This is a genomic window from Olivibacter sp. CPCC 100613, assembly GCF_036959255.1.
In the GTDB taxonomy this organism is placed as follows: Bacteria; Bacteroidota; Bacteroidia; order Sphingobacteriales; family Sphingobacteriaceae; genus Olivibacter.
Genome location: NZ_JAWMTI010000002.1, coordinates 792,157 through 809,722 on the forward strand (window position 1 = coordinate 792,157; position 17,566 = coordinate 809,722).

General features: G+C 41.7%; 9 protein-coding genes. 1 reads left to right on the forward strand and 8 read right to left on the reverse strand.

The genetic code is table 11. The features are described 5' to 3' along the window. The first annotated feature begins 12 nt into the window (after nucleotides 1-12). Nucleotides 13-924 carry a helix-turn-helix domain-containing protein gene (locus RYH73_RS09845; protein ID WP_335313248.1) on the forward strand — a complete coding sequence of 304 codons (912 nt, stop codon included), beginning with the start codon at nucleotides 13-15 and terminating at the stop codon, nucleotides 922-924. Between the two features lie 109 nt (nucleotides 925-1,033). Here the strand turns inward: RYH73_RS09845 and RYH73_RS09850 are convergent, their stop codons facing one another. The 8 genes from RYH73_RS09850 to RYH73_RS09885 all read right to left on the reverse strand — a co-directional run bounded on the left by RYH73_RS09850 (nucleotide 1,034) and on the right by RYH73_RS09885 (nucleotide 17,113). Further along, nucleotides 1,034-3,505, reverse strand: a complete 2,472-nt coding sequence (locus RYH73_RS09850) for a heavy metal translocating P-type ATPase (protein WP_335313249.1) — start codon at nucleotides 3,503-3,505, stop codon at nucleotides 1,034-1,036. A 41-nt stretch (nucleotides 3,506-3,546) separates the two neighbouring features. Next, nucleotides 3,547-4,758, reverse strand: a complete 1,212-nt coding sequence (locus tag RYH73_RS09855; RefSeq protein WP_335313250.1) for an efflux RND transporter periplasmic adaptor subunit — start codon at nucleotides 4,756-4,758, stop codon at nucleotides 3,547-3,549. Between the two features lie 3 nt (nucleotides 4,759-4,761). After that, the gene (locus tag RYH73_RS09860; RefSeq protein WP_335313251.1) at nucleotides 4,762-9,153 is read right to left on the reverse strand and encodes a CusA/CzcA family heavy metal efflux RND transporter; all 4,392 of its coding nucleotides are present in this window, start codon (nucleotides 9,151-9,153) and stop codon (nucleotides 4,762-4,764) included. Between the two features lie 166 nt (nucleotides 9,154-9,319). Continuing rightward, the gene (locus RYH73_RS09865) at nucleotides 9,320-9,640 is read right to left on the reverse strand and encodes a DUF6660 family protein (RefSeq protein WP_335313252.1); all 321 of its coding nucleotides are present in this window, start codon (nucleotides 9,638-9,640) and stop codon (nucleotides 9,320-9,322) included. Between the two features lie 279 nt (nucleotides 9,641-9,919). Beyond that, nucleotides 9,920-11,071 (reverse strand): efflux RND transporter periplasmic adaptor subunit, encoded by a 1,152-nt coding sequence (locus RYH73_RS09870; protein WP_335313253.1) that lies wholly within the window; start codon nucleotides 11,069-11,071, stop codon nucleotides 9,920-9,922. Nucleotides 11,072-11,076: 5 nt separating this feature from the next. After that, nucleotides 11,077-15,444, reverse strand: coding sequence for a CusA/CzcA family heavy metal efflux RND transporter (locus RYH73_RS09875; RefSeq protein WP_335313254.1), 4,368 nt, complete (start codon nucleotides 15,442-15,444; stop codon nucleotides 11,077-11,079). Nucleotides 15,445-15,540: 96 nt separating this feature from the next. Beyond that, nucleotides 15,541-15,918, reverse strand: coding sequence for a hypothetical protein (locus tag RYH73_RS09880; protein ID WP_335313255.1), 378 nt, complete (start codon nucleotides 15,916-15,918; stop codon nucleotides 15,541-15,543). 100 nt (nucleotides 15,919-16,018) lie between these two features. Next, nucleotides 16,019-17,113, reverse strand: coding sequence for an alpha/beta fold hydrolase (locus RYH73_RS09885; RefSeq protein WP_335313256.1), 1,095 nt, complete (start codon nucleotides 17,111-17,113; stop codon nucleotides 16,019-16,021). Nucleotides 17,114-17,566 lie beyond the last annotated feature (453 nt).

Sequence of the window (17,566 nt, forward strand, 5' to 3'; positions counted from 1 at the left end):
AAGAAAACGGTCATGCATACTATTAATTCCATATCCGAATTTCATCGTCTGCTCGGTTTACCGGAGCCTTTACATCCTTTGGTAAGTGTCATTCAAATTTCAGATCTGAGGCCCGTGGAGAGCGAGATTTGGGAACAATTTTTTATAAATTTTTTCAATATATCGCTAAAAAAAAATGTTTCGGCAAAAATGAAATACGGGCAACAATACTACGATTTTGATAAGGGTACGATGAACTTCATTGCTCCGAAGCAAGTACAATCGCTGAGTAAATCAGATATTCAACAAATGAAAAAGGAATGCGGGCATGGTTATATACTCCTATTCCATCCCGATTTTCTTTACAAACATCCATTGGCCACCATGATTAAAAATTATGGTTTTTTTTCATACACCGTTAATGAAGCACTGCACGTTTCCGTTCAAGAGGAGAAGGACATCATCGAAATTTTCCAGAAGATAGAAACTGAATACCAGCATATCGACCGCCATACGCAGGATATCATTCTCTCACAAATCGATTTGTTGCTTAATTACAGTAACCGCTTTTATGAAAGACAATTCATTACACGGAAAGCGGTGAACCATGATTTGTTAACACGGATGGAGCAGTTGTTAACGGATTACTTTGCGGATGAACAAACCCTAAAAAACGGACTTCCGACAGTCGAGCATTTTGCAGGAAAATTGAACCTTTCTGCACATTATCTCAGTGATATGTTACGCTCATTAACTGGACAAAGCGCACAACAACATATTCACGACAAACAGGTTGAAAAAGCAAAGGAATACTTGACGTTAAGTAATTTATCAGTAGCGGAAATCGCTTATCAATTGGGATTTGAATATCCGCAATCTTTCAACAAACTTTTCAAAAGAAAAACAAATATGTCTCCGTTGGAATTTAGACAATCATTTAATTAATCGGATAGACAAGACAGCGGTAAACTTTGTTCAGAAATCATTTAATGAAGCTAGATCAGTCGAAAAGCGCTCAAGAAACATGATTTCTTTTTGACTGATCTAATTCCACTCAATGAAGATTTCTTTGACGGTATGCCAGCAAACGTAATGCATTAAAGACCACCAATAAGGTGGAGCCTTCGTGTGCCATTACAGCAGGCCCGATAGTAGTAATACCCATTATTGTCAAGGGTACTAAAATTGCAACAACACCCAAGCTGATCCAAAGATTTTGCTTAATAATACCTTTTGACCTTCTACTTAAACCAATTGCAAAAGGCAGTAAACTAAGCTTATCTCCCATTAGCGCAATATCTGCGGTCTCTAAAGCCACATCTGAGCCTGCCGCCCCCATGGCAATACCAACCGTGCTGTTTGCCATGGCTGGGGCATCGTTAACGCCATCCCCTATCATGGCAACTTTCCCCTCTTCCTTGGTGAGTTTTTTTATAGCTTCAACTTTATCTTCAGGTAATAGGCCACCCCAAGCATCCGTTAAATTCACTTCTTTTGCTATAGCCTCAGCAACTTGCTGATTATCGCCCGTTAGCATAATCATCCGCTTAATTCCCAGCTGTGCCAATGCCTCCAGTGTTGTTTTTGCTTCTGCTCTCGGTGTATCCATCACCGCGATAAGTCCCAAGTAATCATCCGCTCTCCGCAAAAGCATGGTTGTATTGCCTTTACACTCAAAGCTTTTGACTACCGACACAAGATCTCGGGGAGGTGCTTTATCATCTAAAACTTCAAAAAGTGGAAGATTTCCCATATATATCGTTTGTCCGGCAAGCGTTGCCTTGATTCCTTTTCCCAAAATGGCCTCTAAGTTTTCAGCAGTAGGAATTTCACGATCAGTTAGACGAGCGCGTCCATCCTTTACGATGGCTTTGGCAAGCGGATGATCACTTAATGCCTCAACCGCCACCGCTATGCGCAGGAGCTCTTCTTCGCTGATACCTTCCACCGGTTTAACTTCGGTAAGTCGTGGTTTTCCTTCCGTCAATGTACCCGTTTTGTCAAAGGCTAATGCCGTTAGCGATCCCAAGTCTTCAAGTGGTTTTCCACCCTTGATAAGAACACCACCACGTGCGGCTCTTGCAACACCACTAAGAACGGCACTGGGTGTTGAAATCGCCAAGGCACATGGACTAGCGGCTACCAGCACGGCCATTGCGCGATAGAAACTGGTTTTGAATGTCTCGTCGATTACTAAAAACGCAAAACACAAAATCACAACAAGTAGCAATACAAAGGGTACAAAAAATTTTTCAAAGCGGTCCGTAAACTGTTGAGTCGGTGATTTTTGTGTCTGCGCCTCTTTGACCATCTCAATAACCCGAGATATGGTTGAATCATTTGCCTCGCGAATCACCTCCACTTCTAATGTACCATTACCGTTGATAGATCCTGAAAACACTTTATTTTTTTGATCGATGTATTGAAAATCAGTTGATGGTGCAGATTTTTCTATGGCAACCTTGTCAACGGGAATACTTTCGCCGGTAATAGGAGATTGATCGACACTGCTGGTTCCACTGATTACGATGGCGTCTGCCGCAACACGCGTGTTGGGACGTACCATAATTGTATCTCCAATTTTCAATGCTTCAATTGGCACCTCCTCGGTTTCGTTATTGCGTTTACGCAGTGCTGTTTTTGGGGCTAAATCTGCCAGCGCTTCTATCGATTTGCGTGCCTTTTCCATCGCAAAATGTTCTAAAGCATGCCCCAGGCTAAATAGAAACAGCAATAAAGCTCCTTCCTCCCATTGTCCCAAAATCCCAGCTCCCACCGCAGCCACTAGCATTAAGAAATCGATCTCAAATTCACCCTTGGATATCGCTTCATATGCTTCAATAACGACAAAATAAGCACCAAAAAAATAAACACCAAAAAACAAAGCTTGTGGCACCCAGGAAGCAAGATCACTCACGTAGGTTAATCCATAACCAATACCCAGCAAAGCTCCGCAAATAAGGCTGAAGATCAGCTCACTATTATGACCAAACCACCCACCGTGTTCATGCCCATTTGCTGGTTGACCGGTTTTGATTTCTTCCGATTTTTTAGCGGTATCAACATTTGGTTCAGCTGTCTTAATCTCCGTTTTGTATCCGGCAGCTTCGAGCTTTTGCAGTAGTTTGTTCCTATCAACCAACTTGGTATCGTACTCCAAACTGATAAAGCCTGTTCCGCTAGCGGCTACATAACTCACCCCCCTATAAGAACGTAAGGTCTTTTCAAGCAATCTTGCATTTCGCGGATTTTTTGTGTTTTCACTTTTCAAAAGTAGGTGACCGAAACGCTGACTCAATTTGGTTCCGACTCCTTGCGCCATTCTGACAATCTGATCCACATGTAGCCGATTTGGATCGTAATGAAAACATAGAACCGGTTTTTTATTATGACCTTTATTTTGAACGTGCACCTTTTCGATCCCTTTATATCCCTCCAAAATATCGATGAGACGGCCTATACACCGATCATTATCATCAATTATAGCGGGAAAAAGTATCGCTAGATCAATTTTCGTTTTTTCCATTATTATTCCATTTTATATATCATTTTGCAATGGATCTACAGTTATTCCTCTTCCTCACTATTTTTTAACTTCGAAAGCAAATCATATGCGCCGGTCTTCACAATCGAAGTAGAGTCGATACCTTTAGGAAGCTGTACTTCAACATAACCAGCTTCTTGTAATCCGGTAATGATGTTTACCATCTCGAAACGGTGCATTTCGCTACGATTCGTTGGCATAGCATCTTTGTTTGCCAACTTCCGATTTTGTTTCTCTACAAAAATGTACCGCTTACCCAAATAATCCACTACACCCGTCTCAGGAAGTGCTACGACTTCCTTGCTACCCGTTTCAATGAAGGCCCGTACATAGGTATTCGGGATCAGATTTTCGGAATCGATATTAGCAAGGCAGTGAATCGTAACCGTTTTATCGGTTCCAACTTCTTTCCCGATAAGCACAATTCTTGCATTTCTCTCTGCTGTTTCATTGTTCAGTACAAAGCGTACATTCTGTCCAACTGCCAACTTGGAGACATCCTTCTCGAACGCTTTCAGTTCCACATGCAGATTAGTATTCTTCACCACTTCCATCATCGCATCATTGGGTGCAACAAACTTTCCGACATTAATGTTTACCTTTGTTACATAACCAGCTGTAGGGGCGTAGATATTCATCGTACTGCGAATATTACCAGAATTGAGCTTGTTTGCATCAATATTAATCAACTTCAACCTTTCGCGCAATGCATTCGTTCTGGCCAGCATTGTTTGGCGCTGCGCCTTTGCTTGTTGTAATACCTTCGCTGCATTGATGTTTTCTTTTGAAAGTTCAAGTTGTCTTTTATACTCTGCCTCAGCAAGCTCCAATTGACTGTTACTTTCCAGATAATCTTGCTGCAACTGCACATAATCCTGATTTTCGAGAATGGCAATCACTTTCCCTTTGGTAACCATGCTGCCCTGAAGCACGCTTACCGATTTGACGATCCCCCCCATCTGCGTGGTTATACTGTATAAGTTTTCTGGAGGTACATCCACAAAACCGTTTACTTTCAAGGTACCGCTCAACGCTTTCTTTTCAGGTTCACCAATTGACACACCGGAAGCCTGGTATTGTGCGGTGGAAAGTTCAACGATATTTGCATTTTCTTCGGATTCGGATTCGCTTGCTACAGTTTCCGATTTTGTTGCCTGCTGCCCACATGACAACATTAATAGAGTAGCTAAAACCAAAAAGGCATACAATCCTTTAATTTTTATGCTGTTATTCATGTTTTATTGATTATTTCCTGTTAAATGTTGCAAGGTATAGATCGATTGATTGTATTGATTTAGTGCCTGCAAATAAGCAAAGCGGATATCGGTATAGGTGCGTAATGCAACGCTGAACTCGACATACCCAATTTCCCCTTGTTGAAAGGCAATCTGCGATTGACGCAGAATGAGTTCCACATTGGGCAAGGCATTCGACTCGTAATACTCAATACTGCGTAGGTTTTTGAAAAAATCCTGTCGCGCCTGCTGGTATTGCGAGTGCAGATTAACTTCCATTAACTCAGCCTCCGATTGAGCTACCTGTTGGCCAATACGTGCTGCTTTTATCCGACTGGAAAAAGGGCTGAAGAATAAAGGAACGGATAACCCTACCTGAATACCTTGAAAACGTTTACCTGCATCGAAGTAAACTTCGTTGCCATTGACGTTCTGGCTTCCTATCAGCGATTGGTTAAAATAACCGATACTGAAATCGGGACCCGACTTGGCTTTTTCAACAGCTAAATTTTTATCCGAAACCCTCACCTGTTGCTTTTGCAATAGTAATAAAGGATTTTCAGCAGTCACAAACTCATCAAGGGGCTTCCAAATCTGACGGCGTAGACTATCGTCAGCAATCATAATCGAGTCATCCGTTTTTAGTAGTCGTTTTAGCTCCGCTTTATAGATTAAAATATCGGAACGGTTCTTTTCCAGTCTGTTCCGTATCTCATTGAGCTGGGTCTCTGCAGTCGTTTTCTCAAGCAGATTCGTTTCACCGGCTTTATAGCGCAATGACGAAGCTCTCAAAAATCCACCATAAATCGAGTCCTGTTTTAGAAACAGTTTTTCCAGTGAAAGAAAATAACTCAATTGACCGTAAGCGCTCCTTACCTGATAGATCAGGTCATTCTCTGTAATAGCAAGATTATATTCCTGACTTTTGACCTGCTCATCCACCAACTTCCGCTGTTTCGCGAAAAGAAAGGGATTGGGAATCCCTTGCGAAATGGAGAAATTATTATCCCTTTTAGTGGTGTTCATCTGTCCGTATTGTAAATCGAATGTTGTTTTACCAAGATCGACAGAAGCACCACGCAGAGCTTTTTGCTGATCTATTTGCAGCGAAGAAGCTCGTATAGCAGGATTATTTTGCAGTGCAGTTTTGATGGCTTCTTCCATCGTTAACAAGTCCGATTTTTGATTTTGTGTCGTTTGGCCGTATCCTTGATTAGGAAAAGCCATTAAACCGAGAAGAACGGCGCTGACGGTCAACTTTCCAGCTCGACCAACACCTAACTTCATGTTTTCAAAATACGTATACAAGATAGGCAGCACGAGTAGTGTCAGAATGGTAGATGTGACAAGCCCGCCGATCACAACCGTAGCTAGTGGCTTTTGCACTTCGGCACCAGCCGCTGTAGAAAGGGCCATTGGCATGAAACCAAGAGAAGCAACAGTTGCAGTCATCAGTACCGGTCGTAATCTGACAGCAGTACCTTGAAGAATAATTTCGTTCAGATCCTCAAGTCCGTCATCTTTAAGACGATTAAACTCCGTAATAAGCACGATGCCATTCAGAACCGCAACTCCGAAAAGTGCGATAAAGCCAACACCTGCAGAAATACTGAAGGGCATATCTCGAAGCAAAAGTGCAAACACACCACCTATGGCCGCCATTGGGATGGCGGTAAAAATCAGCAAGGATTGCTTGACAGATCCGAATGTAAAATATAAAAGGGTAAGAATGAGCAAAAGAGCCGCTGGCACAGCGATGGATAATCGTCTACCGGCTGCTTGCAAATTCTCAAATTGACCTCCATAGGTAATATAATAACCCGTAGGGAGCTTAACTTGCTTATCAATTTTCTGCTGTATTTCTTCGACTACACTTTCTATATCCCGACCACGCACATTCAAACCTACGATGATCCTTCTTTTTGTATCTTCACGTTGGATTTGGTTCGGTCCCACTTGGAAATCAACCTTCGCCAATTGTGATAAGGGGATCTTACTCCCATCGGCAGCGGAAACATAGACATCACGTACATCATTGATATCTTTTCGATACGTGCTGTCGAGACGAACCACCATATCGAAGCGACGCTCGCCCTCATAAACCAAGCCCGCCGATTGGCCGGCAAAGGCTGTATTGACCGTCTGATTAACCGCGTCAACGTCAACACCGAATCGTGCGAGTTGGGCCCTATCAATCTTAACTACAATCTGTGGTAATCCACCCGCCTGTTCAATATATATATCGACAGCCCCCTGAACCGAAGCGGCCAATTTACCCACCTGCTGTGACAGTTTTGTGAGTTGATCGAGATCTTCCCCAAAAATCTTGATACCGATATCCTGACGAACCCCTGATATCAGCTCATTTGATCGAAGCTGGATAGGTTGTGAAAAGCCGAAGGTGACACCCGTAACCGACTCAAGCGCTTCAGCCATCTTGTTGGCTAATTCTTCCCGCCCCTTAGCAGACACCCACTCCTTTTTGTCTTTCAGAATGACGGTCAAATCTGTTGCCTCCATAGGCATTGGATCCGTCGGGATCTCCGCAGCACCAACTTTTCCAACAACCTCTACTACTTCGGGAAATTTATTGATCAGGATAGCCGATGCTTGATTCACCTTATCAATTGTTTGGCTAAGTGAGCTCCCTGTGAGTAAACGCGTCTCCACGGCAAAATCTCCTTCTTCTAATGTTGGAATAAATTCCCCGCCCATTTTTGAAAACGCAAAAATGCTGATCGCCAATAAGACAACTGCGGATATCACGACTTTCGCCTTGTTCCGCAATGCCCACTTTAGTATCGGTTCATAGTAGCGATGGAAAAAAGCCATCATACGATCGGAAAAAGTGCGTTTGTGTTGTATTTTTTTGCTGAGCACAAGCGAAGAAATCATAGGCACGTAGGTCAGCGACAGCAAAAATGCTCCGAGAATGGCAAAGGAAACTGTTTGCGCCATCGGACCAAACATTTTGCCTTCTATTCCTACCAAGGCTAAGATTGGCAAATACACAATAAGAATAATAATTTCTCCAAAAGCTGCGGCTGAACGGATTTTTGATGCGGACACATACACTTCTGCATCCATTTCGGTTTGATGTAATTGCTCACTCCCTTTGCGCAATCCCAGATGATGCATAGTTGCTTCCACGATAATGACCGCTCCATCGACAATCAAACCGAAATCAATAGCACCTAAGCTCATTAAATTACCAGTAACCCCAAAAAGATTCATCATGGAAATGGCAAAAAGCATGGATAAAGGGATCACAGAGGCAACGATAATTCCCGCCCGCAAATTTCCCAGGAAAAGCACCAATACAAAGATAACAATCAGCGCTCCCTCAATCAGGTTTTTGGCAACCGTACCAATCGCCCGGTCAACAAGTGCACTTCGATCCAGAAATGCCTCAATTGTCACCCCTTCCGGCAAGGTTTTATTGATACGCGCGATGCGTTCTTTAACGGTTGACACTACCTTCTTCGCATTGGACCCTTTTAACATCATCACGATGCCGCCTACCGCTTCACCTTGTGACTTACCAGTTGCTCGAGTAAGCGCACCGTATCGAACGGCACTCCCCATTTGTACGGTGGCTATATCTTCAATCAATATCGGCACCTGGCCAAGTCGCTTCTCAACAACAATTTTTCGGATATCTGCCAAACTTCCCACTAAACCCTCGCTCCTGATAAAATAAGCATTGGGCTTCTTATCGATATAAGCACCTCCTGTATTCTGGTTATTACGTTCCAAGGCACCGAATACATCTGTAATACTTAAGTTATAGCTATTAAGCTTATCTGGATCGAGTGCGATTTCGAATTGTTTTAGCAATCCACCAAAGCTATTGACTTCGGCCACACCAGGTGTACCTAAAAGCTGCCGACGAACCACCCAATCTTGTATTGTGCGCAATTCCCGCGCATTGTATTTATCTTCATAGCCAGGTTTGGCGTGTACAACATATTGATAAATTTCGCCCAATCCTGTTGAAATTGGAGCGATCTCGGGTTTTCCAATCGTGGGCGGTATATTACTTCCAGCTTCCGCCAATTTTTCATTAACTTGTTGGCGGGCCCAGTAAATATCGACGTCATCTTGAAAAACAATGGTAACAACGGAAAGGCCAAATCTCGAAATCGAACGGACTTGCTCAATCTTGGGAATGGTTGACATTGTCTGTTCAACCGGAAAGGAAATCAATCGCTCAACTTCAGGTGTGGCCAATGATGGACTTAAGGTAATAACCTGTACCTGATTGTTCGTAATATCAGGTGTAGCATCTATTGGAAGCTTCTGTAGTGAATAGCCCCCCCATATGATAAGCGCCAATGTCATCAAGGCGATTATTAGTTTATTCTCGATTGAGAATTTTATGACTCTATTAAGCATACAATTAGTTGAAATGCGAAACGGAACATAAAACAAGCGCTGGACGCGCTTATGTTTCATACGCCATTTCTCCGGTAAGGTTTCTTGCGTGCCATTACCTTTTAATTGAAATAATAAATAAATAGTAGTTGAGACATCCTTGATCAGATGTCAGACGGAGAAAAAATTAGGCTTTTAACCGAGGTGGTTGCCAGATATCAAGTGGAAATTGCGGTACATCAGAAAGTATATAACCGATATAATCATTTACGGTTTCAGGAATAAAAACATTGTATGTTATGGACGGATATTGAAGAGAAGGTGTAGCACAGCAACTACATTGGCAAAAAGGTGTGCAGCTATCCTTGTGTTCCTTATCATGGCTTAGGGATTTGTAGGTGCTAACGCTTCTCTCCAGCATGGTAGATCCACCAACAGCCCTATCTCCACAAGGCAAGGCATTCTGGATAACAATCAACAATACACAAATCAATGAAATAAGCCTCATTGTAGGCAAAGATATCAAAAATATGATTCATTGTATTCATCAATTATTTGTTTTACATTTTGAAGTTGCTCCCAGCATCCGTAGCATCTGCGTTCTATCAGCATAACACATCCGTTGAATTCGAATTACTTCGCATCGATAAAACGACATTTTTTCATGTAAAATGCTATTAAATATTCATTCGTTTAGTAAATATCCATAACAATCATTTAGCCCATAAAAAGCCATTCTCGATTTCATCGAGAATGGCTTTTTAGAATAATAATAATTGATTTTAATTTAACCTTCCTCTTCTGTATTCTTTATTTTCATGAGGAGCGAAAAAGCATTTTTTACAACTAGTTTGGTATCTATATTGATTGCATTTCCTTCAATTTGCTGTTTTCCATCACGCTGAATACCGGGAGTTATTTCTGTCATGATGAAATTACCCTGTGAGCGCTCTATAAACACATAATATTTGTTTTCCCATCGGACAATGGCTTCTTCCGGAACAACCAGCGCTTTTACATCCTTCACTGCTACCTCGGCATTCATGAACATACCTGGTACAAGTGATGGATCGTATTGATCAAAATGGCAATGTATATCAGCCATTCTGTTTTCATCGAAAGTTCTGCTAACTAAAAAAACTTTCGCTCCGAATTTCTTCGCAGGATTGTTGTTCGTATAAGCAGACACGCGCTCGCCAATCACAATATTGGGTAGATCTTTTTCAAAAACCTTTAATGATAAATGAATATCAGAAGGATCTATTAGCTCAAAGAGCACATCAGTAGGTGATGTATATTTGCCAACTGCCACGTTGACTTTGGCTACAAATCCGTTTATGGGAGATATCAAAGAAACTTCTTTCCGTACATTAGATGCATTAAGTTTATGCTGATCAATCCCAATCAACGCCAGCTTCTCACCGAATGCGCTTACTAGAATACGTTGGCGTTCCATTTCTGCTTTCGCCTGTTGAAACACTTTGTCACTACTAGCCTTGCTGGCATTCAGTTCTCGTTGTCTGTCAAATTCGGCTTCAGCGAGTGCTGCATTCGTTTTAGCCGTCAGGTAATCCTGCTGTAATTGTATAAATTGCATATCCGCTAAAACAGCTAAAACCTCCCCTTTTTTCACCTGTTTACCAGGCAGCATGGAAGTCGACTTAACATACCCGCTCATAGGAAAACTCAGGTTGACCGTATTTTTTGGAGGTACATCTACCGCACCCTGTAATGCGACCATCCCACTAATATGTTCTGACAAAGGTTTTCCCACTTCAATCCCTGCTGATGAAATCTGTTCGTCACTAAGATTCACAAGGGTATCGTTTAGCTGCTGAATCGAATCAGCTGTCTTATCTGCTTTTTCCTGCTCTTTATTTTCTCCGCTGCATGCTGCCAGAAAAAGGAAAGCTATCCAGCTATATATTATATATTTCATTGTGCTTAATTATTATATAGTTTACTTAATTCGATTGATGCTTGGTTGCAGGCGTTCAGCATATTGATGTATTCGCCTTTAATTCCGATTGCCTGATTAACCAGGATGACCCACTGCAAGTAATCGATCTCTCCCTCTTGAAACTGTTGATCTGCGGTAGATATGATCGTTTCAGCATTCTTCAGCCCTGTTGTTTCATAATAGTTAAGCACCTCCTGAAACTTTTCAACTTCTTGAATGGCATCACGCAGATCGGCGCGAAGCTGAAGCTCAACCTGTGATGCTTGTTTGACCTGACGCTGCCAGATAAATTTAGCAGATTTTGCGCGGGCAGACTGTGCACCAAAGAAAACAGGAATGCTTAGGCCTGCACTAACATAACTAAAGCGATCTGACCTTGTATAGTTCACTTCTTCTCCCCCAACGTTTTGAATTCCCTGTAAGCTTTGATTATTATAACCTAAAGTAATTTCAGGTAATAGCTTGGATCGCTCAAGTTTCCAGCGATTATGGGACGCTTCCGCTATGTGCTCAGCACGCTTAAAAGCAGGAAGTGACCTAATACCGGACAAGGAATCTACCTGTTCAGGGAAGAAAAAAAAGCGCGATTCACGTGATTCAGGGATATGGGATACCGTATCTTGCAGTAAAGCATTAAAACGGTTCAATGCGATGTCCATATCTTTTTGTAAAAGGCGAAATTGGTTATTAATCTGCTGTCTTTGTGATGCTGCAGCCGTTTTTTCGAGGACATTAGCCTCCCCGACTTCAAACCGTTTATTGGACTTGGCTTCGAAAAGCCGGTAAAGACTGTCGGCATAAATCAGTAGCTCTTTCCGCTTTTCCATAGAGAGGTATTCAAAAAAGATACTTCTTATAGCTGCTTTTAACTCTTGTTCGTTTAATCGGGTATCTTCTTGAGCAACTTGAAGATCTGATTTCAAGATTCTGCTCTGATTAACATAGACGGTCGGAAAACTCAAAGTTTGGGTTATTCCGATTCGATTGTCGTTGTAAGCGCTATTCACATGACCGTAATCACCGGACAATTGAGCTTTGGCAGGATCAAATCCAGTATTTTTTAGGCTTTCATAGGCCTGCTCATTCAATCGCGATCCTTGCAATCTAAGATTATGTTGTTCAGCAATTCGGAGCGATTCTTCTATTCCAACAGGTTGTACTTTGTTTGTCTGTGCAAATGCAAAATTTGAAACCAGCAAGGCGAGAACGACTAAAGAGATGGATTTATTCGACTTATCACTTGCCTTTCGATTGAATAAAAGATAAAGCGCCGGTAAAACAAAAAGCGTAAGAAAAGTAGCTGTGATCAGTCCCCCAATCACCACTGTCGCAAGAGGTCTTTGAACTTCAGCCCCCGCACCGTTACTGATCGCCATCGGTAAAAATCCCAGTGAAGCTACAGCGGCAGTCATCAACACGGGACGTAATCTGTTTCGTGTACCTACTAAGATCAACTCATGGATATCGGTAATTTTCCCTTCTTTTTTGATACGGTTGAACTCGGAGATAAGCACAATCCCGTTAAGCACGGCAACTCCAAAAAGTGCGATAAAGCCTACTCCCGCTGAAATGCTGAAAGGCATACCTCTGATAGCAAGTGCGAAGACACCACCAATAGCCGATAAGGGAATAGCCGTATAAATCAACGCTCCTTCTTTTATTGACGAAAAAGCAAAATACAACATAACAAAAATAAGCAGCAAAGCAATAGGAACAGCAACACTCAATCGCTTCTTTGCCTGCTGTAAATTTTCAAAGGCGCCGCCGTAGGTTATCGTGTAACCCGGTTCCATTTTGAGTTTGGTATCGACTTTTTGTTGCAGCTCTTCTACAATGGATTGAACATCGCGTCCGCGAACATTAAAACCAACAATAATTCTACGTCTTGCATTCTCTCGTTGTATTTGATTTGGCCCCTCGACTTCATTAATACTTGCAAGCTGATAGAGCGGTAGCTGGAGGCCTGTAGATGTTGATATCTGTAGATTTCTGACATCTTCTATACTTTTTCTTCCCTCATCCCCAACTCTTACAACAAGATCGAAACTTTTCTCACCTTCATAAACTTTCCCTGCAGAAGCGCCGGCAAATGCCGCATTCACTGTTCTATTCACATTCTCAATATCCAAACCGTATTTGGCTATTTCACCGCGATTATAATCGATTACAACCTGTGGCATTCCTGTCACTGATTCAATATACCAATCGGCCGTTCCGTCAACAGTTTTAGCAATGGAACCAAGTTGGCCTGCGTAGGAGGCCAACTTATCGAGATCTTCTCCATATATTTTACATACGACATCTTGCTTTGCCCCGGTCATTAGTTCATTGAAACGCATCTGTACCGGATATTGAAAGCCCGTCGTGACCCCAGGCATTACTTGCTGCACTGTTGTAGACATCTTAGCCGCCAATTCAGGAAAAGTTGTTGCGCTGGTCCATACCGATTTATCTTTCAGAACAATAATCATATCGCCACCTTCTATAGGCATTGGATCAGTAGGGATTTCGGCACTTCCAATGCGGGATACAATTTTCTCGACCTCGGGATACTGTTCTTTAAGTGTCTCGGTAATTCTATTAATGGATTTTATGGTTGTAGAAAGATTGGCACCAACCAATAACCTCGTCTCTACAGCAAAATCGCCTTCCTCAAGTTGAGGGATAAACTCTCCTCCCATGCGGGTAAAGATGAAAACAGCCATAGAGAATAATAGAAAAGTGGCAATTACCAAGATTCTTCGAATAGCAAGTGCTTTGGAAAGCAACCGTTGATAAGTCGTCTCAAGACGCGTCATCATACGATCCGATATACTGGGTTTGTGGGTTATTTTTTTACTGATAACCAACGAGCTGATCATGGGTACGTAAGTGAGTGAAAGAATAAAGGCTCCAAGAATCGCAAATGCGACCGTTTGCGCCATTGGTTTGAACATTTTACCTTCAATACCAGTTAACGACAGAATAGGAAGATAAACGATTAGGATAATGATTTGTCCGAATACCGCCGCGTTCATCATACGCGAGGCGGATGCGGTAACCTCCTTGTTCATCTCCTCTTGCGATATCCGATCGACACCCATATATTTTTTTGTGAAATGCATATGATGCAAAATGGCTTCAACAATGATGACCGCCCCATCTACAATTAAACCAAAATCGAGTGCCCCTAGGCTCATCAAATTGCCACTTACACCGAATGTATTCATCATGGCAATAGCAAAGAGCATGGATAAGGGAATGACCGATGCAACGATGAGTCCCGCTCTAAGATTACCTAGAAAAAGTACCAGGACAAGAACAACGATCAGCGCTCCTTCTAGTAGGTTGTGTTCTACCGTACCAATTGCATTATTAACCATTTTGGTACGATCAAGAAAGGGCTCGATTTTTAGTCCTTCGGGCAGTGTTTTCTGAATCTCGGCTACCTTTGTCTTTACCGTCTCAATAACTTCGGATGAATTTCCACCTTTAAGCATCATCACAATACCACCACAAACCTCCCCTTCACCAGCCATGGTTAAGGCTCCATACCGGATAGCGGCACCCAACCTTACATCTGCGACATGACTGATAAGCACAGGGATACCATTGTTTTCTTTTACCACAATCTTGTTGATATCGGACATCGATTTTGTTAATCCGACACTCCTTATATAAAGTACAGCAGGGCCCTTTTCGATATATGCACCTCCCGTATTCTGATTGTTACGTTTAAGTGCATTAAAAACATCGCTGATGCTTAGATTCATTGATTTCAATTTGGAAGGATTAACGGCAACCTCGTATTGTTTTAGTTCTCCACCAAAGGTCGATACATCAGCTACACCAGGTGTTCCAAGAATTTGTCTACGGATCACCCAGTCTTGTATCGTTCGTAAATCAGCGAGGGAATAGCGTTTCTCATAGCCCTTTTCGGGTCTAACTACATATTGATAGATTTCACCTAAACCAGTAGTTACGGGGGCAAGCGAAGGTGCATTGGCATTTTCACTGATTTCAATTTGAGATAGGCGTTCAGTGACCTGTTGCCTGGCCCAATATACATCTGTCCCATCTTCGAAAACAATGGTGATCAGCGAGAGTCCGAATCGCGACATACTACGGCTTTCTTGAATGCCAGGTATATTGCTTACGGCTAATTCGATAGGAAATGTAATTAACCGTTCTACATCTTCTGCACCAAGTGCAGGTGCTGTAGTAATCACCTGTACCTGGTTATTCGTAATATCCGGTACCGCATCTATGGGCAATTGCGTTAATTGATAGGCACCATAAACGATCCATACCAACATAAATGCCGCAATCGCCAGTTTGTTCTTAACTGAAAATTGAATTATTTTATTTAACATAAATTAAAGTCTAGAATATACGAAGCAAGGCCATTTGTCTTCACAAATGACACGTTCTAGCAGCCTATTTGACTGCAAAATAAAAGCAAGGTTAAACTAGACTCTCGGAGGACGGAATAAGGACTCACCGGCCGGGTTGAAGTAAAAAGTTGAACGTTCCGCGTCAAAATCTTCTTCAACAGGCCAAGCTTGTGGTTTTAAGCAAACAACTTTATTATTGGGAATGAAAAGAAAGGATGGTGTACTGATATCGTGCTTCTTGAACGGAAGTTGCATATCTTTTTCATCATCGTCATCGTTCAGATCCTGCCCCCAATAGTGCATAGCAAGGTAGTCATAGAGGCTAACTTCGGGGTTCAGCGCTTGATGTTCCCTGTAATGTTCATATAATTTCGGTAATTTGACCAATTGGGTCAATCCCAAACTTTCACCAATAAGGAGAATAATGAAAATATACAGAAAAAATCTTTTCACGTGGACAAAAATAAAAAGCCCGAATCATTTGACCAAAAGAAAAAATGGATTACCTGTAATATTTATATGAAATTATTCATAATATCGTTCTGCGTGTGCTCTACGGAACTAGGTGTTTCCACAAAAAGGTCTTGATGATTTTGTAATATAGCTCTTCACTTTCCATGTTTAAATTATGAGCCGCATGAGGAATCATATGAAGCTCCTTTTTCTCCGCGGGAACACCCGTTAACGCGCTATAAATCATAGATCCCTGCTTCTGACCAATTGCATAATCGTCTTCCCCCTGTACAACCAATACGGGTTTGTTGATGACTTTAAGCGCAGGCAGTATATTCAAATAATTGTAAGCACGGGTATTCCGAAATATACGATTGACATACTCTCCTTTTTCCAGCGCTTCATCAAAGCTTGCTTTTGTATAATGTGCTGCTGCATAATATGCGGGGTCTTTGCCCAATTGTACAGCAAGCGCTTGCGCTTTGGTATTTGACCAGTAGGGACTGAAACCAAGTTCTTTGGGAAATTGCATTTTTATCAGCATCAGCTTTTCATAGAATCGATTAAAATCGCTTCCTTTTACTTCATTCAGTGTTGAAAGAATTTCTTTATATCGCTCTCTTTTTTTCTCATCCTTAGTTTCTTGCAGTAAATCGCTCGCCAGCTTTTCTTCATGTTCAATCAATGCATATACAGGATATACACCATCCGCTTTACCACTTACACAAACAAAAGATGTTATTTTATCCTGATGATCAATCATATACAACAGGCCTAAACTTCCTCCCCAAGAAGAACCTACCAGACTTATCTGCTTATGGTGGTATTTATTTTTCAGCGTATCAACAACAACATCCAGATCGGCCACAAATTGCTGCATTGTGAGCAGGGTGGAATCGGGGCAAGCATCCGATTTCCCTCCGCCTCTTTGATCAAGATAAGCAACTAAGTAATCGTCTTCTAAATGTTTTTCGTTCAATAGATGATCAAAACCGGAAAATCCTCCGGGGCCGCCATGTAAATTGATTAACAAAGGGGCCTGCGGATTACCTACAACACGGACATACAGCCTGGAATCTTTTACCGGAATGTAAAATTCAACATCTACCTTCTTCGTTTGATTGGCACCTAGTGACCACACAGGAACTAAGAGCAAAAGAGAACATAAAATGTTTATTTTTCTTATGCTTTTCATACGAACGGTTATTTTTTTCTTAAAATTTCCAAGTTACGGAATTATAATTTTTGTTCAAATTAACGTTGGTATTATTAAGTCTTTCCTTCGATCAACTTCACGATGCTTTTCTAGCTCATCAAAACACCTGTCTCTTCCCTAAAAGGTTTAGATATGTAAATTATATCCTTACATTTGTGCGTAAGGATAAATCTGAAGGAAATGATGGGAAGAAAAATTCAAAAAAATATCCTTTTCAAGTTGACCACTCTGTTTGCTATATAACGAATCGCTTACAAGCGGCCTGGATCAATTCAACAAGCTCCTAAATAAGCTGCAAATTATTGAACGACCGCGGGCATAGATAATTTTAATGGAAGCAAAAAAAAAATATGGGAAGTTTATCAAATCGGCCGCCTAATTCCGACATACGCCAAGTAATTCAAAAACAGACTTTGGAATCAGGGTCATAAC